This is a genomic window from Mycolicibacterium baixiangningiae (genome assembly GCF_016313185.1).
GTDB classification, from domain to species: domain Bacteria; phylum Actinomycetota; class Actinomycetes; order Mycobacteriales; family Mycobacteriaceae; genus Mycobacterium; species Mycobacterium baixiangningiae.
On sequence record NZ_CP066218.1, the window covers coordinates 88,976 to 109,898 of the forward strand.

Annotated in this window: 21 protein-coding genes and 1 pseudogene; 15 read left to right on the forward strand and 7 right to left on the reverse strand. The window is 69.2% G+C overall.

All coding sequences use genetic code 11. The features are described 5' to 3' along the window. The first annotated feature begins 108 nt into the window (after nt 1-108). On the forward strand, nt 109-855 hold the full coding sequence (locus I7X18_RS00435) for an SDR family oxidoreductase (RefSeq protein WP_193045224.1): 747 nt from the start codon (nt 109-111) through the stop codon (nt 853-855). Between the two features lie 41 nt (nt 856-896). Continuing rightward, entirely contained in the window at nt 897-1,799 is a 903-nt protein-coding gene (locus I7X18_RS00440) for an SDR family NAD(P)-dependent oxidoreductase (protein WP_193045223.1), read from the forward strand. Nucleotides 1,800-2,104: 305 nt separating this feature from the next. On the opposite strand, the gene I7X18_RS00445 is transcribed toward I7X18_RS00440, so the two are convergent. Beyond that, on the reverse strand, nt 2,105-3,133 hold the full coding sequence (locus tag I7X18_RS00445) for an alpha/beta fold hydrolase (protein ID WP_193045222.1): 1,029 nt from the start codon (nt 3,131-3,133) through the stop codon (nt 2,105-2,107). A gap of 400 nt (nt 3,134-3,533) precedes the next feature. Here I7X18_RS00445 and I7X18_RS00450 point away from each other — a divergent pair, with 400 nt between their 5' ends. Together I7X18_RS00450 and I7X18_RS00455 are read left to right on the forward strand one after the other, a co-directional pair. Next, nucleotides 3,534-3,785: a type II toxin-antitoxin system ParD family antitoxin gene (locus tag I7X18_RS00450; RefSeq protein ID WP_193045221.1), complete on the forward strand. Its 252-nt coding sequence runs from the start codon at nt 3,534-3,536 to the stop codon at nt 3,783-3,785. Continuing rightward, entirely contained in the window at nt 3,782-4,075 is a 294-nt protein-coding gene (locus tag I7X18_RS00455; protein ID WP_193045220.1) for a type II toxin-antitoxin system RelE/ParE family toxin, read from the forward strand. Before I7X18_RS00450 ends, I7X18_RS00455 begins: the two co-directional genes overlap by 4 nt. A gap of 76 nt (nt 4,076-4,151) precedes the next feature. Here I7X18_RS00455 and I7X18_RS00460 read toward each other — a convergent pair. Then, nucleotides 4,152-4,291 (reverse strand): annotated as a pseudogene (locus I7X18_RS00460) (IS3-like element ISMyma8 family transposase); the annotation flags it as partial. Nucleotides 4,292-4,434: 143 nt separating this feature from the next. Here I7X18_RS00460 and I7X18_RS00465 point away from each other — a divergent pair. Next, on the forward strand, nt 4,435-4,923 hold the full coding sequence (locus I7X18_RS00465) for a hypothetical protein (RefSeq protein ID WP_193045219.1): 489 nt from the start codon (nt 4,435-4,437) through the stop codon (nt 4,921-4,923). Between the two features lie 49 nt (nt 4,924-4,972). Here I7X18_RS00465 and I7X18_RS00470 read toward each other — a convergent pair whose 3' ends face one another. After that, entirely contained in the window at nt 4,973-5,563 is a 591-nt protein-coding gene (locus I7X18_RS00470; RefSeq protein ID WP_193045218.1) for a TetR/AcrR family transcriptional regulator, read from the reverse strand. A gap of 57 nt (nt 5,564-5,620) precedes the next feature. On the opposite strand from I7X18_RS00470, the gene I7X18_RS00475 reads away from it, so the two are divergent. Genes I7X18_RS00475 through I7X18_RS00490 form a run of 4 tightly spaced genes read left to right on the forward strand, consistent with a single transcriptional unit; the run spans nt 5,621 to nt 10,505 of the window. Further along, nucleotides 5,621-6,628, forward strand: coding sequence for an NAD-dependent epimerase/dehydratase family protein (locus I7X18_RS00475; protein WP_193045217.1), 1,008 nt, complete (start codon nt 5,621-5,623; stop codon nt 6,626-6,628). After that, nucleotides 6,628-8,844, forward strand: coding sequence for an acyl-CoA dehydrogenase family protein (locus I7X18_RS00480; protein WP_193045216.1), 2,217 nt, complete (start codon nt 6,628-6,630; stop codon nt 8,842-8,844). Before I7X18_RS00475 ends, I7X18_RS00480 begins: the two co-directional genes overlap by 1 nt. Nucleotides 8,845-8,857: 13 nt before the next feature. Next, nucleotides 8,858-10,066: a thiolase family protein gene (locus I7X18_RS00485; RefSeq protein ID WP_193045215.1), complete on the forward strand. Its 1,209-nt coding sequence runs from the start codon at nt 8,858-8,860 to the stop codon at nt 10,064-10,066. A 4-nt stretch (nt 10,067-10,070) separates the two neighbouring features. Beyond that, nucleotides 10,071-10,505, forward strand: a complete 435-nt coding sequence (locus tag I7X18_RS00490) for a Zn-ribbon domain-containing OB-fold protein (RefSeq protein WP_193045214.1) — start codon at nt 10,071-10,073, stop codon at nt 10,503-10,505. Between the two features lie 3 nt (nt 10,506-10,508). On the opposite strand, the gene modA is transcribed toward I7X18_RS00490, so the two are convergent. Together modA and I7X18_RS00500 are read right to left on the reverse strand one after the other, a co-directional pair. Next, nucleotides 10,509-11,228 carry a molybdate ABC transporter substrate-binding protein gene (gene modA / locus I7X18_RS00495; RefSeq protein ID WP_232375373.1) on the reverse strand — a complete coding sequence of 240 codons (720 nt, stop codon included), beginning with the start codon at nt 11,226-11,228 and terminating at the stop codon, nt 10,509-10,511. 17 nt (nt 11,229-11,245) lie between these two features. After that, nucleotides 11,246-11,653: a TOBE domain-containing protein gene (locus tag I7X18_RS00500; protein ID WP_404822772.1), complete on the reverse strand. Its 408-nt coding sequence runs from the start codon at nt 11,651-11,653 to the stop codon at nt 11,246-11,248. A 242-nt stretch (nt 11,654-11,895) separates the two neighbouring features. On the opposite strand from I7X18_RS00500, the gene I7X18_RS00505 reads away from it, so the two are divergent. The 6 genes from I7X18_RS00505 to I7X18_RS00530 are packed head-to-tail and all read left to right on the forward strand — an operon-like array spanning nt 11,896 to nt 19,720. Next, complete coding sequence (locus I7X18_RS00505; protein WP_193045213.1) at nt 11,896-13,941, forward strand: SaeA-related protein; 2,046 nt, start codon at nt 11,896-11,898, stop codon at nt 13,939-13,941. Continuing rightward, nucleotides 13,938-16,430 (forward strand): GAP1-N2 domain-containing protein, encoded by a 2,493-nt coding sequence (locus I7X18_RS00510; protein ID WP_193045212.1) that lies wholly within the window; start codon nt 13,938-13,940, stop codon nt 16,428-16,430. The genes I7X18_RS00505 and I7X18_RS00510 overlap by 4 nt, the downstream gene beginning before the upstream one ends. A 1-nt stretch (nt 16,431) precedes the next feature. Further along, nucleotides 16,432-17,589: a hypothetical protein gene (locus I7X18_RS00515; RefSeq protein WP_193045211.1), complete on the forward strand. Its 1,158-nt coding sequence runs from the start codon at nt 16,432-16,434 to the stop codon at nt 17,587-17,589. A gap of 40 nt (nt 17,590-17,629) precedes the next feature. Further along, entirely contained in the window at nt 17,630-18,685 is a 1,056-nt protein-coding gene (locus I7X18_RS00520; RefSeq protein ID WP_193045210.1) for an FHA domain-containing protein, read from the forward strand. Between the two features lie 49 nt (nt 18,686-18,734). Then, complete coding sequence (locus I7X18_RS00525; RefSeq protein ID WP_193045209.1) at nt 18,735-19,244, forward strand: pyridoxamine 5'-phosphate oxidase family protein; 510 nt, start codon at nt 18,735-18,737, stop codon at nt 19,242-19,244. Further along, nucleotides 19,241-19,720: a nitroreductase family deazaflavin-dependent oxidoreductase gene (locus I7X18_RS00530; protein ID WP_193045208.1), complete on the forward strand. Its 480-nt coding sequence runs from the start codon at nt 19,241-19,243 to the stop codon at nt 19,718-19,720. Before I7X18_RS00525 ends, I7X18_RS00530 begins: the two co-directional genes overlap by 4 nt. On the opposite strand, the gene I7X18_RS00535 is transcribed toward I7X18_RS00530, so the two are convergent. Beyond that, on the reverse strand, nt 19,698-20,531 hold the full coding sequence (locus tag I7X18_RS00535) for an acyl-CoA thioesterase domain-containing protein (protein WP_193045207.1): 834 nt from the start codon (nt 20,529-20,531) through the stop codon (nt 19,698-19,700). The genes I7X18_RS00530 and I7X18_RS00535 overlap by 23 nt on opposite strands. 49 nt (nt 20,532-20,580) lie before the next feature. After that, the gene (locus tag I7X18_RS00540; protein WP_193045206.1) at nt 20,581-20,886 is read right to left on the reverse strand and encodes a GNAT family N-acetyltransferase; all 306 of its coding nucleotides are present in this window, start codon (nt 20,884-20,886) and stop codon (nt 20,581-20,583) included. Nucleotides 20,887-20,923: the final 37 nt, after the last annotated feature.

Here is a 20,923-nt window from a genome sequence, read left to right on the forward strand (position 1 = left end):
GGGTGTGCTTTCGATGCGTTATCAACGTCCTGATATCTAGGACTTGTGCTCTGAAAGATAGGACATAAGATCAGCTGTGACCGATGTTCAGAGACCCAGGAGATGGCGATGACCACACCCGAGGGAGCCGCCCAGCGCGTGGCAATCGTGACTGGAGGCTCGCGCGGTATTGGCCGGGAGACCGCTGAGAGACTTTCGGCTGACGGTTTTGCCGTGGCTGTGATCTATGGCGGGAACAAGGCGGACGCCGACGATGTGGTGGCCACCATCAGCGCCGGTGGCGGCCAGGCGCTGGCCATTCAGGCTGACGTCGCTGATGAGAACGCGGCCGCGGCGGCGTTCGACACCGTGGAGCAGCATTTTGGCGGTGTCGACGTTGTCGTGCACGCCGCAGGAATCATGGTGCTCGCACCCCTTGTCGACATGAGCTTCGACGACTTCGACCGGATGCACCGGGTCAACGTGCGCGGAACGTTTGTCATCGACCAGCTGGCAGCGCGTCGGCTGCGCCCAGGCGGCGCCATCATCAACTTCGCCAGCTCGGTGCTCCACCTGGCGCTGCCCACATATTCGGCCTACGCCGCCACGAAGGGCGCAGTCGAGGCGATCACGCTGATCCTGGCCCGGGAGTTGCGTGGCCGCGACATCACCGTCAACGCGGTAGCGCCCGGCCCGACCGCGACGGCGTTGTTCCTCGACGGCAAGAGCGAGGAGGTCATCTCCCGGATGGCCGCCCAGCCACCGCTGGAGCGGCTGGGAACACCCACCGACATCGCCGAAGTCGTCGCATTCCTCGCCGGACCAGGCCGGTGGATCAACGGTCAGGTGATCCTGGCCAATGGCGGCATCGTCTAACCCCCGGCGCACGGCAAACCACGGACAGCAAGGGACAATTCATGAGTAAGACCATCGTCATCAGCGGCGCCTCCAGTGGATTCGGCGCACTGAGCGCACGGGCCCTCGCGCACGCCGGCCACACCGTCTACGCAGGCATGCGCGGCATCACGGACCGCAACGCCGAACAGGCCGACGCCGCCGCCGAGTACGCCGCCGAACACCATGTCGACTTACGCACCGTCGAGCTGGATATCGCGTCGCAGGATTCCGCTGACAGCGCCGTGGCGACCATCCTTGACCAGTCCGGCCGCCTCGATGTCGTGATCCACAACGCCGGACACATGGTGACCGGCCCCACCGAGGCGTTCACCCCCGAAGAAATCGATGCCGTATACGACACCAATGTCCTTGGTACGCAACGGCTCAATCGCGCAGCGCTGCCCGTCCTACGCCGCCAGGGTCAGGGCCTGCTGCTCTGGGTGGGCAGCACCAGCACTCGCGGCGGAACCCCGCCGTACCTCGGCCCCTACTTCGCCGCCAAAGCAGCCATGGACGCCCTGGCCGTGAGCTACGCCGGTGAGGTCGCCCGCTTCGGCATCGAATCCACCATCGTCGTTCCCGGCTCGTTCACCCATGGCACCAACCACTTCGCCAAGAGCGCCCGACCCGCCGACACCGCGACAATCGCCGACTACGACGTGCTGTACCCCAACCTGATGCAACAGATCGGCGAACGCCTCGCTGAGATAGCTCCCGCCGATGCCGACGTCGCCGACGTTGCCGCGGCAATTGTCGAGGTCGTCGACACCGCGCATGGCAAGCGGCCTTTCCGCGTGCACATCGACCCGGCCGACGACGGCGCGGCCGTCGTCAACGCGGTCGCAGACCGAATCCGCACCGAATTCCTCACCAGGATCGGGCTCGAGGACCTCCTGCATCCGTCACAGGCCGTCACCATCTAATGGCCGGCCGGTAACGGCCACCATGTCGACTCCGAGCAGACCGGTGGCGATGGTTTCCGGGATCGTCGCCGGCACTCTGCTCGTGGCTATGGTGGCCTTCGTCTTCACGCCTATCAACGTCGGAGGCGCCGACTGCGGGACGCTGCTCACATCGTCGGATGAGTGGGCCGGCCTTTCACGCGGCGGCCCACATCCCGACGCCGTGCAACTGATCTGCCATAACGGGCACACGAGCCGACTGGTGTGGGTTGTCGCGCTGGTGATACCCGCCCTGGCTCTGCTGTGCTTGCCCGCGGCCAGATACCTCAGCGCGCGAGGAGGTCCTTGAGGGCGGCGTCGATGAATAGGTTGTCGACGGGGTTGGCGTCCCCGCCGGCGAAGTGACCGTAAACCCCTGGAATGACGCGTAATTCGGCATCCGGGATGTGGCTGACGGCGAACTCCTCGTCCTCGGGCGGGAAGTAGAGATCCTTCTCGGCCGGCACCACGATCATCTTCGCCTTGATGGTCTTCAGCGCGGCGATCTGGTCGCCGTCGAATCCTCGGCCGGGTGTGGCGCCGACGTTGCCGTTCTGCCAGGTCCACAGCATCGCCAAGAGGTTGTTGGGATCGCGGCGGTCGAGGAAGAAGCCTTCCCAGAAGCCGACGAGGAAGTCCTCGAGCGAGGAGTAGCCCATCTTCTTGTACTCCTGCTGCCAGTAGAACGCCTGCGAGAAGCCCCATCCGGCGTAGACCCGGGCGGCCGCACGTAGCCCCTTGGTGGGCTTCTCGGTGTACCAGCCCTCCTTGAACGTGGCGTCGGCCGTGAGCGCCGACTTGACGCCTTCGAGGAACACGATGTTGTGCTCGCTGGTCTTGGACGAGCCGCAGAACGGCAACGCCCGCTGCACCATGTCCGGATAGCTGACGGCCCACTGGTAGGTCTGCCCGGCCCCCATCGACCAGCCGGTGACGAGGGGGAGGGTTTCGATCCCGAACGACGTGACGAGCTTGTGTTGCTGCTCGACCTGATCGTAGAAAGTGACGTGCGGGAAGCGCGCGCCGTCGTACGGCGGCGGTGTGTTCGACGGCGACGACGAGAGCCCGTTGCCGAGCATGTTGGGGACGATGATGAAGTACTTGGCCGGGTCGAGGGCCATGCCCTCACCGATCAGCCATTCGTTGTCCCAGTGCCGCCCGGAATACCAGGTCGGATAGACGATCGCGTTGGACTTGTCGGCGTTCAGCTCGCCGTAGGTCTTGTACGCGAGCTTCGCGCCGCGCAGCGTGGCGCCGTGCTGCAACGTCACGTCGCCGAGATCGAAGATTTCGTAGTCTTGCGGGAACTCATCCATCGGAACGGCACCTCTTCCTCATCGAATGCACCCGCACGAGCATCATCAGCATGTCCGACACTTGGTGGTGTCCGCATGGCCGGACACCCGAATTGCCTTGGCTGAGCGGATCTTAACGAACTGGAGCAGTTGGCGCTGAGTAACAGCTAGTTAGGGTCTCCCGCCCGTCGACGGGTGGGCCGCCGCTTCGGGTGCGCCATCGCGCAGATCGATCGATCTCGCGGTGGCAACTTGATCGGGCTTCGCCCGGTGGCTCGAAGGCTTCCGCTCGCACTTCGAGCCGAGCTCGTAATCGCAATGGGTTGGCGGACGCTGTAAACCCCTGCTGTACCGAAACGGTGCCTGACAGAGAGGGTGGCGGCACCTGCGTGCTATACCAAATATTGGTATCGTGCCTTCTATGGGTAAGAACACCTCGTTCAGCCTGGACACTCACTTCAATGAGTTCATCGAGGGCGAGGTTGCCTCAGGCCGGTACGGCTCCGCCAGCGAGGTGGTGCGCGCCGCGTTGCGACTCCTCGAGGATCGCGAAACGCGCCTCGATGCGCTGCGCCAGGCCCTGGGACGCGGCGAAAATAGTGGTGAGGCAACGGCCATCGACTTCGACGCGTTCGTAGAGCGAAAGGCCGTGGAATCGCGCGCAGCGCAGTGAATCGGGTCGTCTTCTCGCCGGCGGCCCAGGTTGATTTGGAACAGATCTGGGACTGCACCTGCGACCGCTGGGATGCCGATCAGGCGGAAAGATACATCCGCGTTCTTCAGCGTGCAGTCGAGCGTGTCGCGGACAATCCTTTGATCGGTCGCGCGTGTGACGAGGTTCGGGTCGGGTACCGCCGGCATGCCGTGGGGTCACACACGTTGTACTACCGCGTCGCTGGCGACCTCATCGTCGTGGTGCGCGTGCTACACAAACGCATGGACGTAGATCAGCACCTCGACTGACGATGCGCGCCCGAGTCGACGGGCTGTGTGTTGCGTGCCGCTCGGATAGCTGGTCATGGACGTGTGTTTGTTCCGCAGGTGACCACGCTGGTATTGCGCCCACGGCGACACCGATCCCGGTCAGCCGCTTCTTCTCGCGGCGCTGCGGGACCCGCAGGCCCTCTTCACGCCACAGCGGCGGATGCGTTTGTTGTCGACCTGTGGGGGCCAGCCCGCCGAAGCGCTACTCGTCAATCTGTTGCACCCCATCAGCCCGTACCGGAACCCGCTTCCGGTCCACATAGCCGCAGCGAACAGCCGCTAAACGGCACACGAGGCGGGTGGTTTAAATCCTGGAGCGGACGGCAATGCCTTAACCTATGCGAAACATAACGAGTAAAGCCGCCCCGGCCCTTTTCGCAGGCGTTGCCGCGACTGCGATCGCGCTGGCCCCCGCGGCATTCGGTAGCACAGGAAACTTCGTGACCCAGCCTCCGCCGCCGTGCGTCGCCGTCGACGGGACCGTGTGTGCAGCGGTGCCGGGTGGCCCCGGCGGAGTCGCCGGTCCCGGCGGTGCCACGGGCGCCGTTCCGGGTGGTCCGGGCGGAGTCGCCGGCCCCGGTGGTGCCGGCGGCGTGATTCCCGGTGGCCCCGCCGGTACGGCAGGCCCTGACGGTGCCGGCGGCGTGATTCCCGGTGGTCCGGGCGGAGTCGCCGGCCCTGACGGTGCCAGCGGCGCCATCCCCGGCGGCCCGGCGGGTACTGCCGGTCCCGGTGGCGTGACCGGCACGATCCCCGGCGGCCCCAGCGGCTCGGCCGGCCCGGGTGGAGTCGAAGGCTGCATCCCCGCCCTCGGCTGCATCGGGTGACCCATAACGACAACCACAGGGGCCGGGTCGGACAACGACCCGGCCCCTTTCAGCTGACCAGGCTCTCGACGATCAACCGGGCGGTCCGTTGCGCCCGCTCCCGCGAATAGGAACAGCCTTCGCGCTGGATGGCATAGACCACGCCGCCGACGACCGCCTCGGCCGCCGACTCCGCGTTCAGCTCGTCCACCCCCGCCGCAAGCAGCCGGTCACGCACCGAGAGGTGCAGCGGATCACCGAAACCCGCCCGCAACCGGGCCGCGGTGTCCTCGTGTTCCAGCGAGGCGACAGTGAGGATGCGCAACATCGCGTTACCCCGCTCGGTGGTCAGCGTCGCCGCCAATTTCCCGATCCACGCGACGACGTCGGCCACCACATCGGCGCTGTGCCGAACCGGCACCAGGATCTCGTGAGCATCTTCGAGCAGGACGTCGGCGACCAGAGCAGGCCGGCTCGGCCACCAGCGGTAGATCGTCTGCTTCCCGACGCCGGCCCGGGCAGCCACCGCCTCGATGCTCAGCCCGTCGAATCCCCGCTCCAGCAGCAGCTCGCGCGTCGCGGCGATGATCGCGACGCGTGACTTCTCGCTGCGTCGCCTCGGCGCAGTGGTCACCCGGTCGGGCGTTGCGGGCGGGGTCATCGCCCCGTAGTCTGCCACAGACGAGACGGACCGTCTCGTCTCGACGGCGGGAGACCTGTGGGAAAGAAGCTCGTCATCGGGGCCAGTGGGTTTCTGGGTTCTCACGTCACGCGCCGACTGGTGGAGCGCGGCGAGGATGTGCGTGTGCTGATCCGCCGCACCAGCTCGACCCGCGGCATCGACGGCCTGCCGGTGGAGCGCCACTACGGGGACATCTTCGACGCCGATGCGGTGCGCGCCGCGGTGGACGGCTGTGACGTCGTCTACTACTGCGTGGTCGACGCCCGCGCCTGGCTGCGCGACGCCACGCCGTTGTGGCGCACCAATGTCGAAGGGCTGCAACGGGTCCTGGACGTGGCCGCCGCCGCCGACCTGCACCGCTTCGTGTTCACCAGTTCCATCGCCACGATCGGACTCGCCGACACCGGCCTGGCCACCGAGGAGCTCGCCAACAACTGGCTCGACCGGGCGGGGGAGTACATCAGGACCCGCGTCGCCGCGGAGAACCTCGTCCTGCGCTACCACCGCGAGAAGGCGCTACCCGCGGTCGCCATGTGCGTGTCGAACACCTACGGACCGGGCGACTATCTGCCGACCCCGCACGGTGGACTGGTCGCAGGCGCGGTGCGCGGCAAGCTGCCCTTCTACATCGACGGAGCCCAGGCGGAGGTCGTCGGCGTGCGCGATGCCGCCGAGGCGATGATCCTGGCGGGCGAACGCGGGAGACCGGGGGAGCGCTACATCATCTCCGAGCGATTCATGACCGCCCGGGAGATCTACGAAACCGCGTGCGCCGCAGTCGGTGTCACACCACCTCGGCGAGGCGTGCCGATCCGCGCCCTGGCTGCCGCCGCCGTGCCCAGCGAGTGGTTCGCGCGGTTGCGCCGTCGTGACACCCGGTTGACGCCGCTGACCATCCGGCTCATGCACATCATGTCGCCGATGGACCACTCCAAGGCCGAACGTGAACTCGGGTGGCGGCCGGCGCCCGCCACCGACGCACTGGCCGAGGCCGCGGAATTCTTCGCCGGCGCCCGCCGCCAACCCGCCGAGGACCGCCGCTGATGCCGATCGCCCTCACCCCGGAACAGAAGGCGCTGACCGAAGCCGTCCGTGAATTCACCGCCCGGCATGCGCCGGTCGACAAGACCAGACACGTTTTCGACGAGCTGGCCGCCGGTACCGTCCCGCACTGGTGGGATGAGCTGGTGGCCAGCGGCTTTCATGCCGTGCATCTGCCTGAACGGATCGGCGGCCAAGGGGGGGAGTTGGTGGACACCGCCTGTGTGATCGAGGCGGCCGCACGGTCACTGCTGCCGGGACCGTTGCTGTCCACGGTGAGCGCGGGCGCCGTCGCGCTGCTCGCCGAGACCTCTCCGGTGGCCGAACAACTACTGCGTGACCTCGCCGCCGGTGCCACCGCCGCCGTCGTCCTGCCGAACGATGCTGTGCGGGCCGTTCCCGTCGACGACGGCTGGCAGGTCACGGGCGTCTCTCCGGTGGCGCTCGGACTGTGCGCCGCACAGCTGATCCTCGCCGCCGCACACACCGACGACGGCGGTGTGCTCTGGTTCGTCACCGACGCCGACAGCGTGGTGATCGAACCCGAGCACGGCACCGACCTCACCACCGACGTGGGCAGGGCGCAGTTCGACGGACACCACGTCGCGGCGGACCGGCGCCTGACCGGGATCGACACCGAGTCCGCACGGTGCGCGGTCGCGGCGCTGACCGCGTGCGCGGCAGCGGGCACCATCCGGTGGTGCGTCGACGCCGTGACCGAACACCTGCGCACCCGTGAACAGTTCGGCAAGCCGATCGGCACCTTCCAGGCGCTGCAACACCGCGCCGCGGATCTGCTGATCAGCAGCGAGCTCGCCACCGCCGCAGCGTGGGACGCGGTGCGATCCGCCGGCGAATCTCCCGACCAGCACGCCATCGCCGCCGCGACCGCAGTGTTGATGGCCGCGGCCCCCGCACCGGAACTCGTCCTCGACACGTTGACGATGTTCGGGGCCATCGGCTTCACCTGGGAACACGATCTGCACCTCTACTGGCGGCGCGCGACGGCGCTGGCCGCCTCGCTCGGGCCCGCCACCCGGTGGCGCCGGCGGCTCGGAGAGCTCACCCGAACCACAGCCCGGGACATGACCGTCCGGCTCGGCGACGCCGACGGCGACTTCCGCGCGCAGATCCGCGAGATCCTCGACGAGGCCATGGTTTTGCGCAACGACGGTCCCCGTCACCAGGGCGATTACGCGTACTTCGCGACCGGCGCGCAGCGGACCGCCCTCGCCGACGCCGGATTGCTCGCCCCGCACTGGTCGGCACCCTGGGGACTGGACGCCACACCGCGGCAACAGCTGATCATCGACGAAGAGTTCGCGGCCCGCCCGGATCTGGTGCGACCCTCGCTCGGCATCTCCGAATGGATCCTGCCGTCGTTGATCAGCGCCGCCCGTCCCGAGGTCCGCGACCGCCTGATCCCGCCGACCCTGCGCGGCGAGTTCGCGTGGTGCCAGCTGTTCAGCGAGCCCTCAGCCGGATCGGACCTGGCCTCGTTGACCACCAGGGCGACCAAGGTGGACGGCGGATGGAAGATCAACGGCCACAAGATCTGGACGTCGTCGGCGCACCACGCGCATTTCGGCGCGCTGCTCGCCCGGACCGACCCCGACGCGAGAAAACACCGCGGCATCGGCTACTTCGTCGTCGACATGCAATCGGACGGCGTTGACGTGCAACCGATCCGGCAGGCCACCGGTGACGCGCACTTCAACGAGGTCTTCCTCACCGACGTCTTCGTCCCCGACGAGATGCTGCTCGGTGAGCCGACCGCCGGGTGGAGTCTGGCGATCGCCACGATGGCCCAGGAGCGCGTGGCGATCGGGAACTACGTCCACAACGACCGGGCCGGGGCGCTGCGCATCCTGGCCGGCACCCCGGGGCCCGACCAGGACGCGGCGCTGTGCGCACTCGGCGGAATCGACGCCTACTCGAATGCGATCAAGGCCCTCGGCGTGCGCGAGACCCTGCGCCTGCTCGACGGTCAGCACTCCGGCCCGGCGTCGAGCATCGCGAAAGTCGCCACCGCCGCGATGTTGCGCCGCACCTTCGCGGCCACCCTCGAATTGACCGGCGAGACAGCGCTGTTGCAGGACACCGAACCGCCGGTGGTGCAGCCGTACCTGCACCTGCCGGCCGAACTCGTCGGCGGGGGCACCCGAGAGATCCAGCTCAACATCATCGCCCAGATGGTGCTCGGGCTACCCCGTGGATGACAGGGAGAGACGTATGGGATTACGCGGTGAGGCCGCGATCGTCGGCTATGTCGAGCTGCCCCCGGAACGCCTGAACAAGGCCGGGCCGGCGCCGTTCCTGCTCGAGCAGTGGGCGGAGCTCAGCGCCGCCGCGCTCGCGGATGCTGGGCTGCCGGGGGAGTCGGTCAACGGCATCGTGACCTCACATATCGGGGAGTCCGAGATCTTCGTCCCGTCGACGGTGACGGAGTACCTCGGGGTCGATGCCAACTTCGCCGAGATGCTCGACCTCGGCGGGGCCAGCGCGGTCGGCATGGTCTGGCGGGCGGCGGCGGCGATCGAGTTGGGGTTGTGCGACGTGGTGCTGTGCGCACTCCCGGCGCGGTATCAAACGCCGACGTCGGAGAAGAAGCCGGCGCCGCTCGTCGACGCGATGTTCTTCGGCTCGTCGAGTAACCGGTTCGGCTCTCCGCAAGCCGAATTCGAGATCCCCTACGGCAACCTCGGCCAGAACGGACCGTACGGCCAGGTCGCCCAGCGGTACGCCGCGGTATACGGGTACGACGAGCGGGCGATGGCGAAGATCGTGGTCGACCAGCGGGTCAACGCCAACCACACCGACGGTGCGGTCTGGAAGGACAAGCCGCTCACCATCGACGATGTGCTGGCCAGCCCGGTGATCGCCGATCCGCTGCACATGCTCGAGATCGTCATGCCGTGTGTCGGTGGGGCCGCGGTTGTGGTGGCCAGCGCGGATATGGCCAAGCGGGCGAAGCGACGGCCGGTGTGGATCAAGGGATTCGGCGAGCACGTGCCGTTCAAGACACCGACCTACGCGCGCGATCTGCTGCAAACCCCGATCACAAAAGCCGCCGACACCGCCTTCGCGATGTCCGGGCTGGGCCGCGCCGACATGGACATGGTCTCGATCTACGACTGCTACACGATCACCGTGCTGCTCAGCCTCGAAGACGCCGGCTTCTGCGAGAAGGGCAAGGGGATGGCGTTCGTCAGCGATCACGACCTGACCTTCCGCGGCGACTTCCCGCTCAACACCGCCGGGGGACAGCTCGGGTTCGGGCAGGCGGGTCTCGCCGGCGGGATGCACCACGTGTGTGACGCGACCCGCCAGATCATGGGCCGGGCGGGTGCCGCGCAGGTGGCGGACTGCGATCGGGCGTTCGTCTCCGGTAACGGCGGCATCCTCTCCGAACAGACGACCCTCGTCCTGGAAGGCGACTGAGCCGATGACCACCTTCGAGCGGCCGATGCCCGTCAAGACACCCACCACCGCACCGTTCTGGGATGCGTTGGCCGAACACACGATCCGCATCCAGTATTCGCCGTCGTCGGAGGCGTATGTGTTCTATCCGCGGGTTCGGGCACCCCGGACCCTGGCCGACGACCTCGAGTGGCGCGAGATCTCCGGCCTGGGCAGCCTCTACTCGTTCACCGTGGCGCGCAGGCCCGTCGGACCGCACTTCGCCGACGCCGTGCCCCTGCTGACGGCGATCGTGGAATGGGACGAGGGGCCGCGGTTCTCGACGGAGTTGGTGAATGTGGCGCCCGACGACATTCGCGTCGGGATGCGGGTACGACCGGTGTTCTTCGACTATCCCGACCACGACGTCACGATGCTGCGTTACGAGCCGGACCTCCCGGGATCGACCGGCGGCACGTAACGGTCACGGCGGGCCGAACCCCGCCGTGCGCAGGATCTCCTGACCGACACGGCCTGTCACGGTGGTCACGAACTCCCTGGCCAACGCGGGCTTCACGGATTCGGCGAGCGCCGCGATCGGATACGTGTTGACCGCTTGGGCAGCCTCGGGGATGTCGACCGCGGACACCGCACCGCCGGCGCCGAGGACGTCGGTGACGTACACCAGACCGGCGTCGGCCTGGCCGCTGATCACCTTGTTGAGCACGTCGGCGACCGACGTCTCCTCACTCACGGGTCGCAACTCCACCCCGGCGGCCTGTTCGGCGGTTCTGCTCGCCGCGCCGCACGGCACCTGGGGCGCGCACAACACCACCGCCGTGTCCCTTCGGGTCAGATCCCGCAGCGAGCCAATGCCTTTGGGGTTGCCCGCGGCGACGGCAATGGTCAGCCGGTTCGTCGCGAACGTCACCGGCACGCCGTCGAGCAGCCCGGCCGCGGCCGCCCGGTCCATGTTGCGGGCGTCGGCGGAGGCGAAGACGTCGGCGGGTGCGCCCTGCGTCAGTTGCGTGACGAGATCCGAAGAGCCGGCGAACGAGAACTCCACGTCGAGGCCGGGGTGAGTGGCCTCGAAGCGCTCCCCGATGCCGGTGAACGCGTTCTTCAGCGACGCCGCGGCGAACACCGTGAGCGTGTCGTCCGGTGCGGGCGAGCTGCATGCGGTGAGCGCCGCGCTGAGCAGCACGACGCCCCCCAATCGCCTCAGGGCTGCGCTCCCGGTGTCTCGACGATCACCGTGGTCGCCTTGACGACGGCCACCGCGACGCTGCCCGGGCGCAGGTTGAGTTCGCGCACCGCATCGGTACTCATCAGGGACACCACGCTGAACGGTCCGCACTGCATTTCGACCTGCGACATGACGGTGTCGCTGACGACGTTCGTCACCAGCCCCGCGAAGCGGTTGCGGGCGGAGCTGGGGGTGCCGAGCGGATCCTTGGGCGCGGTCGCCGCGTGCGCGCGGGCGAATGTGGCGAGCGCCGCGCCGTCGATGACTTTGCGTCCGGACCCGTCGCTGCCGGCCGGCAGGCTGCCGTCGTCGATCCATCGGCGCACGGTGTCGTCGCTCACACCCAGCAGATCGGCGGCTTCACGCACCCGGAGCATTGGCACTCGGCCGATCCTACAGCCGCATCTGCGGTGATATCTACCACTTGTATCCGAGTCTGCGGATCGGCTCTGGCATCGCCTCGCGTCGCGCGGCCTGACACCCATCACGATCAGATCTCCTCGACGGGATCGGTGGAAAAGTCGTTGCTGGGGATGGTGGAATCTGACGCGATGCACATGTGCGGGGGTGACGGCGTGCCGGGTGGGCGCGCGGCGCGCCGGCGTGCCCGGGTGGTGTCGCCGCGATGACCGAACAACCGCATGCCGAGGACGATCCGCGGCTGGGCGCGCTGCTCGAATGGCGTCAACGGCTGATCGACTCCGGGGCTGTGTCGGCGCGCAGTTTCAAGGAGGCGCACCTGCGGCTGGTGCTGCGCTCCGGGCGCACCGACGTCGAGCAGATCCGCGCCATGCTGCCCGGATCGGTCTCCGAGCACGCCGACGATATGGCGCGGGTCCTGGCCGAACTGCCCGCGCAGCCGACTTCTCCAGCAGACGAGGAGATCACCTCCGCGACCAATCCGGCGGGCCGGCACCGCGAAGACGACCCGATCGCCGACGGCACACCGGCGCCACCGCAGCTCGGTGAGCCGCTCATCGAGACTTTCTCCGGTACTGAGGAATTCGCGCCCTACCTGGCTGAGACACCGGCCGGTCCGGAACACAGCGTGACGTTGCACCGCCGCCGCGACACCGGGGCCCTCGAACTGCGCTGGCCGCCCGTCGCCACCACCGACCCAGCTGTCGTCTACCGGGTGGTGAGCGGCGAAGACGCCACCCCGAGATCACCCGAAACCGGCGACCTGCTCGCGGTCACCACCACGACGTCGGAGACCGACGACCGGCCACCGGTGGCCGCGGTCCGGCACTTCCAGGTGTGGGCGAACGTCGGTGCGTCGCGCACCGAAGCGCTGGCCGCACAACCGGTCCTGCACGCCGGTGGCGTATTGATCAGCCGGATCACCGACCTCATGCTGCGCGAGGACTCCGGACGGGTGGTCGGCCGCTACACCGTCCCGCCCGGGGTGAGCGCGGTCTACGTGTACCGGATGCGCGCCGACGAGGCGCACCGCGACGGCCCGCAGTACCGCATCCTGACCGGACAGGACAACCTGGCGGGCTTCGTCGACATCGACCTCGAACGGGGCCACCGCTACGTCTACCGTGTGCGCTGCGCGGCGCCCGTCGGCGGGGTGCTGCGGCTGTCCGAGGCCGCGGAAGGCGAGGTGGAGGTCACGGCGGTGCTGGCGCCGGTCACCGACCTGGCGATCACCGGGAGCAGCGCCGACGCGACCGTGCTCGACCTCGCGTGGACCACGCCCCCCGGCGGACGGGTCGTCGTCTACCGCACGCCCACCGGACCGAGCGCGGGCGCCGAAGCCGACGAACTGCCGGAGGATGCGCTCGATCAGGTGGGGCTCCCCCCGGAATTGCTTCTGGCACAACCGGTTACCGAATACACGGACGACGACGGGCGGATCTACACGGCGATGCCCGGTGTGGCGTGGCCGGACCAGTGGAGCCGCGCGTACTTCACCCCGGTCACCGTCATCGGTGGCCGCGCGATGCTGGGCAAGACCTTCTCGACCGTGCGGACCGGCGTGATCCGCGACATCGAACTCGCGGAGTACTGCAACAAGCAGGTGCTCACCTTCGACTGGCCCGACGGCGCCGCAGCCGTCGTCGTCCATCTCGCCCCCCGAGGCCACGACCCACGCACCGGACTCACCGGCCAGTCGTACGAGATCACCCTCGAGGAGTACGAGAAGTACGGCGGTCTGCAACTGGCCACGCCCCTGCCCGTGCACGGCTGCTCCCTGCACCTGGCCCCGATCGCGTTCACCGGGGGCCGCCGCGTCATGGGCGCGATCGCCAGCGCCGAATACCAGGGACTGCTGCGGCTGCAGTACGCGGTGCGAGTGGGCCGCGATACCGACGGCCGGCCGTTCACCGCGACGCTGGCGGTGCGCTCCGAATACGATCTGCCGGGTTCGCCGGCCTTCGTGCTGGTCAACAACCCGAACCGGATTCCGTTGAGCGTGCACGACGGTGATCTCGTCGACGTGGCGCCGCTCAACGAGCACGGCCAACTCGCCGCCCCACCCGCCAAGGAGCTGCGGTGGTCACAGCTCACCACGACCGGAGGCAGTGAACTGTGGGCGGCGAACGTCCGTAACCGCCAGGGTTGGATCCGGCTGTTCGTCAACACGCCCTCGCCGGACAGCCTGCGGCTGATCGCCCTGCTCGACCCGCCGGTGGAGCATCTACGGCTGACCCCGGCGGCGATATGACCTCGCGCTACGGGCAGCTCACCTACACCTCGTTCGACACCGCGACGCACACGGGCGGATGGCAGGTCAAGGAAACCTCCGCCGACCTCACCCCCGACGAGGTGCACGCGCTGACTTCCGGGGTCCGCACCGTCTTCCGCCCGGCGCAGCCACTGCCCACCTACCCGACACCCGAACAACTCGAGCACGGTCCGCGTCGGCTCGCCTATGGCCGCCTGGATCGCCAGCGCGCCGGGTATTGGCACACCGTGCCGGCCGGGTCCGACAGCACCGGCCGACCCGGAAACGTGTTCGCCCATGCGCTTCTCGACCGCGCGGCGGGGGAGCGGTCCCACCGTCCCATCGAATGGTGGCGCTCCGACGGGTGGCTGTGTCCGTACGGCCCCCTCGCGGTGGCCGCGGCCGCGCTGCCCGGCGAGCCTCCCACCCCGGGGGCGGTGGTGACCAAGGACAGCGTTGTGCGGTTCGCACTCGACCCCGGCGCCTGGCGGCTGGCGACGCTGTTCGGATTGCTCGACGCGGTCGCCGGCGCGCTGGACGGCGGCCCGCCGGTGGTGCTGGGTGTGGAATCGGCGGATTCGGCCGCACAGTGGATCGGATTGGTCAGCTTCCTGATGTCGGCGGGAACCGCTGCGGGACTGAACTTCTCGACGTTCGACCGCGCCGATCAGCTGACCCTGGCACGGCAGAGCATGCAGCACCTGACCGCCGTGCCCGTCGACGACCTGGAGTACCTGCCCGACGACGTCGTCGCGATCAGTGAGCACGCCACCCTGTCGCTGGGCGAACTCGACCGCGAACCCCACCGCACCGCCGACGGGCAGGCAATCACCGTCACCCCGTGGTCGGCGATGGCGCAGGTGGTGCTGCTCGACGCCGAATCAGCGCGGTCGGTGCTCGACGACATCGACCACTACGCCGCCGAGGTGGCCGATGCGGGGTTGCACCCGGCCTGGCCCCTTGCGATGTCGGTGGCCCACCGCGACACGTTCGCCGACGCGCTCACCGAGGCGCACGCGGTGATCGCCGCGCACTCGCCGCGGGCCGCCGGGGACTCCGTCGTCGCCCGCACCATCGCCGAGGTGATGCGCGGTGCGGTGGGTACCAGCACCGCCGATGCCTGGAAGGCGGTGCAGGACACTCCGGACGGTCCGGCGGCCGACCTGGCCACGGTGTCCTATCTGTGCCGCGCCGTCGCGGACTCCGAGTGGTTGAACCGGCCCGGCCTGATCCCGGCCCGTGCTCGCCGGTTCGAGCGGCACTCGGCGCCCCGGGAACTGCGCGACGCCCTCGACCCGGCGCTGGCCGCGGCCCGGGCCGACGGTCCACTTCGGGTGGCACGGCTGGCGGATCTGCTGCTGCGTTGCGGGGTCGACGACGACCGGGTGCTCGACGCGCTCAGCCACGAGGTGGTGCCCGGGTTGACCGATCCGCAGGCCGCCCCCGCGTTGGTGCACGGGCTGCGCGAGAATGTCGGTGCGCCAACCCGATTGGCGTTGGCGGCCGCCCTGCTGCGGGACTGCGGTGAGGCGCCCGCCGTCCCCGGTGAGGTGCTGGACTGGCTGGCGGAGGGCGTCACGGCGCCGGCGCCCCAGGAGTTGTGGCAAGCCGAGGAGTGGGATCCGGTCTGGACGCGCGCGGCGCTGCGCGGGGTGCGCACGGTGCAGCGCGGCGCCAGCGATCCGGCCGACCGCTGGGCGAGTCTGTGGTGGCTGCGGGTCAGCGGGTCGGCGCGATTCGAGGAGTTCGCGGGCAACTCGGTGTGGCATCCCGACGAATTGTCCGCCGCCGTAGGGGATTCGGTGCTCCCGGGAGCCGCGGCGGTGCGCACCCTGATGGGGGCGCCGTCGTCGCCGGCCCTGGACAGGTTGGCCCAGACGGTGCTCCGCACCAACAACGACGACGTGGCGGTGGCCTGTGCCGCGATGCGGATCTTCGATCCGCGAACCTGGATCGAACAGGGCTACGCCGCCAGCCACCAGACCGCCTACGCACCGCTGTGGGAGAAGGCCGTCGAGGTCACCGGCGTGGCCGGTGTCCACCGCGACGCCGCCGTCCGGCTCGTGACGTTCGCCGCGATCGCCGCCACGGCCGGGCAGCCCTATCCACCGGCGAGCGCGATGATGACGTCCGATGCGCAGGTGGCGGCCGATGCGTTCGGCCACCTGGCCGTGCTGCTCGACGGCTATGTCCTCAACGCGATGTCGGTGCTGGCGGTGGCCGCCCTGCGGTTCGGGCACAACGGTGACGACCTGCCGGTGCTCGCGGACGGGATCGAGGACCTCATCTGGCAGACCGCGCGCCACATCCTGGCCACCCGCCCGCCGGAGACCCTCGACGTCGGCATGGTGGCCGCGACCATGGCGCAACTCTCCGGCGAACCGAGTGACGCGGCGCTGCGCCGGCACCGCAAGACCGTGCTGAAACTGCTGGCCCGCCGACCGGAGGCGCAACCCGCACCTTCGGCCCGAACCCGCTGGAGTCGTTGACGTGACGAAATGCCCGCGGTGCTTCTCCGTGCTGGATCCCAACCAGCATCTGTGGACGCTGCCGCCCCAGGCCGGCGGGACCCGCTACCGCGACGACCTCGCCTCGGCGTACCTGGGTGCGCCGGCGGATTCGGGGGCGCTCTACACGTGGGCCCGGCCGCCCGGCTACGCCGGCCCGCCGCCGCCGCTGAGCGAAGCCAGCCAGGCGCTGCAGGGTCCGGCGGTGGAGATCTGCCCGGTCTGCCACTTCATGCTGCCCGACGAGTGGCGCAGCGGGCACGCCATCTGCATCGCGATGGCCGGCGCCCGCGCCACGGGTAAGAGCCTCTACATCGGCGTGCTGGTCAAACAGCTCGAGCTGCTGTGCGAACACCTCGGGGTCTCCATGCAGCCGGCCACCCGCGCGACCGCGGTGGCCTACACCATGAACTACGAGACACCGCTCTACGTACAGCGCGGGCTCGTGCCGCCGACCCCGACGGTGCAGACCCAGGCGTCGCATCAACGCGAACCGCTGATCTACGGGATCGGGGTGTGGCACGGCGTCCGGCGGTACCTCGTCCTGCGTGACGTCGCGGGTGAGGACCTGGAGTCCGGCGATCTGTACACCCCGCCGTTCCGGTTCTTCGGCAACGCCGACGCGGTGTTCTTCATGTTCGATCCGTTGCGGATCAAGGGGATTCGCGATCAACTCCACGACCTGCTCCCGGCGCAGGCGTTCAGCGGCGGCGACCCCCGTGCGGTGCTGAACAACGTGCTGCACGCGGTCGGCCCCGCGCAGCCCAAACTCGCCGTCATCGTGTCGAAGTTCGACGCGCTGCGGGTGCTGCGCGACGTCGAGGGTTCCGAGTGGAGCCTGATCATGTCCAACGCCGGCGCGGCGTATCTGCGCGACCCGTCGGATGCGCAGCAGTACGACGAGACCGACGGCCAGCTGCTGCACGAGGAGGTGCGCAGCCTGCTCACCCGGTTGCACGGCGGGGCCATCGTCGCGGCGGTGGAGAACCCGTCCACGGGCACCCGCCTGCCGCACCGGTACTTCGCCGTCTCCGCCCTCGGCGCGCCGCCCAGCGGCAACCGGCTGCATTCGCGCGGGATCGCGCCGTTCCGGACGGTCGACCCGGTGAGGTGGGTGACCGCGCCCTACGGCTTCCTCTGAGCGGTTAGCATCGCAGGGCGAACCGATCGCAGGGGGGTCCATGGTGCAGGTGGCTGGCGAAGCCGTTCCCGCGCTGCGGATCCGATGCGGTGACGATCCGTACAGCATCGGCCCGGGCGACGCGCCGATACTGATCGGGCGGGAACTGCCGGCGCAGATCAGGGTCGACGACCCGTGCATCTCGCGCATCCACGCCCGGGTCGACGTCAGCGGCGGCCACTGGGTGGTGACCGACGCGGGCAGCACCAACGGCATGTTCGTCGACGGTCGACGCGTCGATTCGGTCGATGTCCACGACACGGCGACCGTGCGGTTGGGCCACGCCGAGGGGACGGCGGTGACGTTGACGGTGGACGACACGGGGGCAGGCACCGCGACAGCCGTCGACATCGACATCGACATCGACGTCGGCATCGCGCGCGCCGGTGCTGCCGTCGCCGACCGTCGCGAGGAACTCGGCCACTCCCGGCGCCGCCTCGAGGCCGACGGGATCATCGACCAGCAGGCGTTGGCGGATTTCGAGGCCGGGCGACTGTGGCCGTCCGAGGACGTGCGGGCCCGCATCGAGCAGTTCCTGAAATGGCCGGCGGGCGTCGTCGCCGCGGTGCGCGCCGGCAGCGCGGCACCCGAGGACGAGAGCACCGAGATCCTGTCCGACACCGTGCAGACGGCGGTCATGGTCGACGCCGCCGACATCGCGCTCGGCAACGTCAGGGCGCGTATCGAAAGCGCTCCGCCACAGCATGATTCGGGATACGACGACTACGTCACCGCGCTGCTGTTCGACCTGCGCGGGCTGGAGACCATGGCGCGCAACGCCGGGAAGACGACCCACCGACCGGACGCCGCGGTCGTGCTCAGCGACATCCGTCGCACCTACAACGAGCTGATGGTGCGGGCGGCGCAGGCCCCGGGCGCACCGTTGAGCCGGCGGCTCTATGCCGCGAGGCACAGCGCGGAGTTGACCGTCGAGGAGACCGCGGACGTCGCGGGGGTGAGCGTCGACGCCGTCACCGACGCCGAATCGGGGCGCTACGTGGACCCGACGGAATCGGCCGCCCTCGAGGCGCTCGTCCGTCGGCTCGCCGCCCGCTGAACGCCGCACTCCCGTGACGGCGGCGGCGCCGGCCTGATAGGCATACACCGTGGGCAAGAACGAACGGACGAAGATCGTGATGTCCGACGCCGAGATCGCAGAATTCATCGACCACAGCCGGACCGCGACGCTGGCCACCGTGCTGCCCGGCGGCCGGCCGCACCTGGTCGCGATGTGGTACGCGGTGCTCGACGGGGAGATCTGGTTCGAGACGAAGGCCAAATCGCAGAAGGCGGTCAACCTCCGCCGCGACCCGACGCTGACGGTGATGATCGAGGACGGTCTGACCTACAACACGCTGCGCGGTGTCTCCATCGACGGCCGCGCGGAGATCGTCGACTCGGACCCCGATCTGCTTCTGCGCGTGGGGATCAGCGTGTGGGAGCGCTACACCGGTCCCTACAGCGACGAGACGAAGCCGTTCGTCGACCAGATGATGCACAACCGGATCGCGGTGCGCGTGGTGTCGGAACGGATGCGCAGCTGGGACCACCGCAAGCTCGGGATGCCCGAGATGCCGTTGAGCGGCAGCACCGCCCAGTACCTGGGGGAGCAGTGAACACGCCCCCGCGCCCCAAGCAGCTGGACTCCCCGCTGCTGCCGAAGATCTTCAAGGTCGTGGGCAAGGCCCACGTGTGGGTGTACCGACGCACCGGCGGGCGGGTCGGCGGTAGGTGGCGCATCGGCGCCGGATTCCGCAAGCCGGTGCCGACCATGCTTCTCGAACACCGCGGCCGCAAGTCCGGCAAGGTGTTCGTCACCCCGCTGCTGTACATGCGCGACGGCGAAGACGTGGTGATCGTCGCGTCGCAGGGCGGACGGCCGGAGCATCCGCAGTGGTACCGCAACCTCGTCGCGAACCCGGAGGCCTTCGTCCAGATCGGCGCCGAGCGCCGCCCCGTGCGGGCCGTCGTCGCCGACGCCGAGCAGCGGGCCCGGCTGTGGCCCGAGCTGGTCGAGGTCTACGCGGACTTCGACACCTACCAGCGCTGGACCGAGCGGGAGATTCCCGTCATCCTCCTGCAGCCCCGCTGAGCGCCGGCGAGAACCCGGGGTTGGCGAGCGCGGTCACCGTGGCGCTGCCGATCGGACCGAGATGGTCGAACACCGTGGCCACCCCGGTCGAGATGCCGTCGTCGCTCTGATGGGTGAGCGAGGCGAGGCCGAGGTGGGGTCCGGCGGGCAGTCGGCTCAGTGACAGCGTGTAGTCGGCGTTGATGAACGGCAGGCCGGTGGACCCGAAGTTGGTCAGCGAGCTGGCGTAGTCGCCGGCGACCGCGGCGCGCACGAAAGGGCTCAGTTCGACACCGTCGACCAGCGGCGTGATCTCCCGCACCCACACCGATTTCGGCCCGGCCTGCTGCCACCCGCGCAGGTCGGCGGTCGGGGTGGTGGGATCCGCGCCGCCGAACACCCACAGCACCGTGGTGCGGTCGCCGATCTCGGCCGGATCAGGCGGTAGCGGCGGCATACTCACCGCACCCGGCCAGGCGTCGTCAGGTGGCTGGGGGCCGCGGCGCAGGAACAGCGCACTCGCGCGCGCGACGACGGTGCCGGCCTGAACCAGTTCCGCGTCGACCAGCCACAGCCTGCGCCCGCGCCGCACGACACTCGACCGGGTGTCGACCGGCGCCATCGCGACCGGGCGCAGCAGGTCGACGGTGAAGCGGGCCGGGTGCACTTCGGGATCGGGGTCGGTGTCGCGTTCGACGACATGGCCGAGGAGACCGCCGACGTAGGTTCCGCTCACCGTCTCACCCCACGGGCCGCGGGCGATGGTGGTGGGGATGTAGGTGTCACCGTCTTGAACGAAGAACGCCGGCGCGCAGGGACGGTTCGTGGTCACCGCGCCGACCCTAACGGTGTGCGGCTACCGTGCGGCGCGGCGCGTCACGTCAGCCGTCGACGGGGTCGACGACGTCGGCGAATTCGTCGTGCTTCTCGACGTAGTCGGCGACCAGCGCGCACGCGGGGACGATCCGCTTGCCCGCCGAGCGCGTCTGCTCCAGCGCTTCGCCCACGAGGATGGTGGCCAGACCACGGCCTTCGAATTCGCCCTCGACCTCGGTGTGGGTGAACACCCGCTGACCGTCGCGGTCGGTGAACTCGGCGAAACCGACCGTCTGCCCCTCCAGGCCGATGGTGAAGCGGTCCGCCTCGGCGGTGACGGTGGTGGGCGCGCCGGTCTTGTCGGTGGTCACGGGGTCTCCTCGATCAATCGGTGTCATTCGGCGGTGG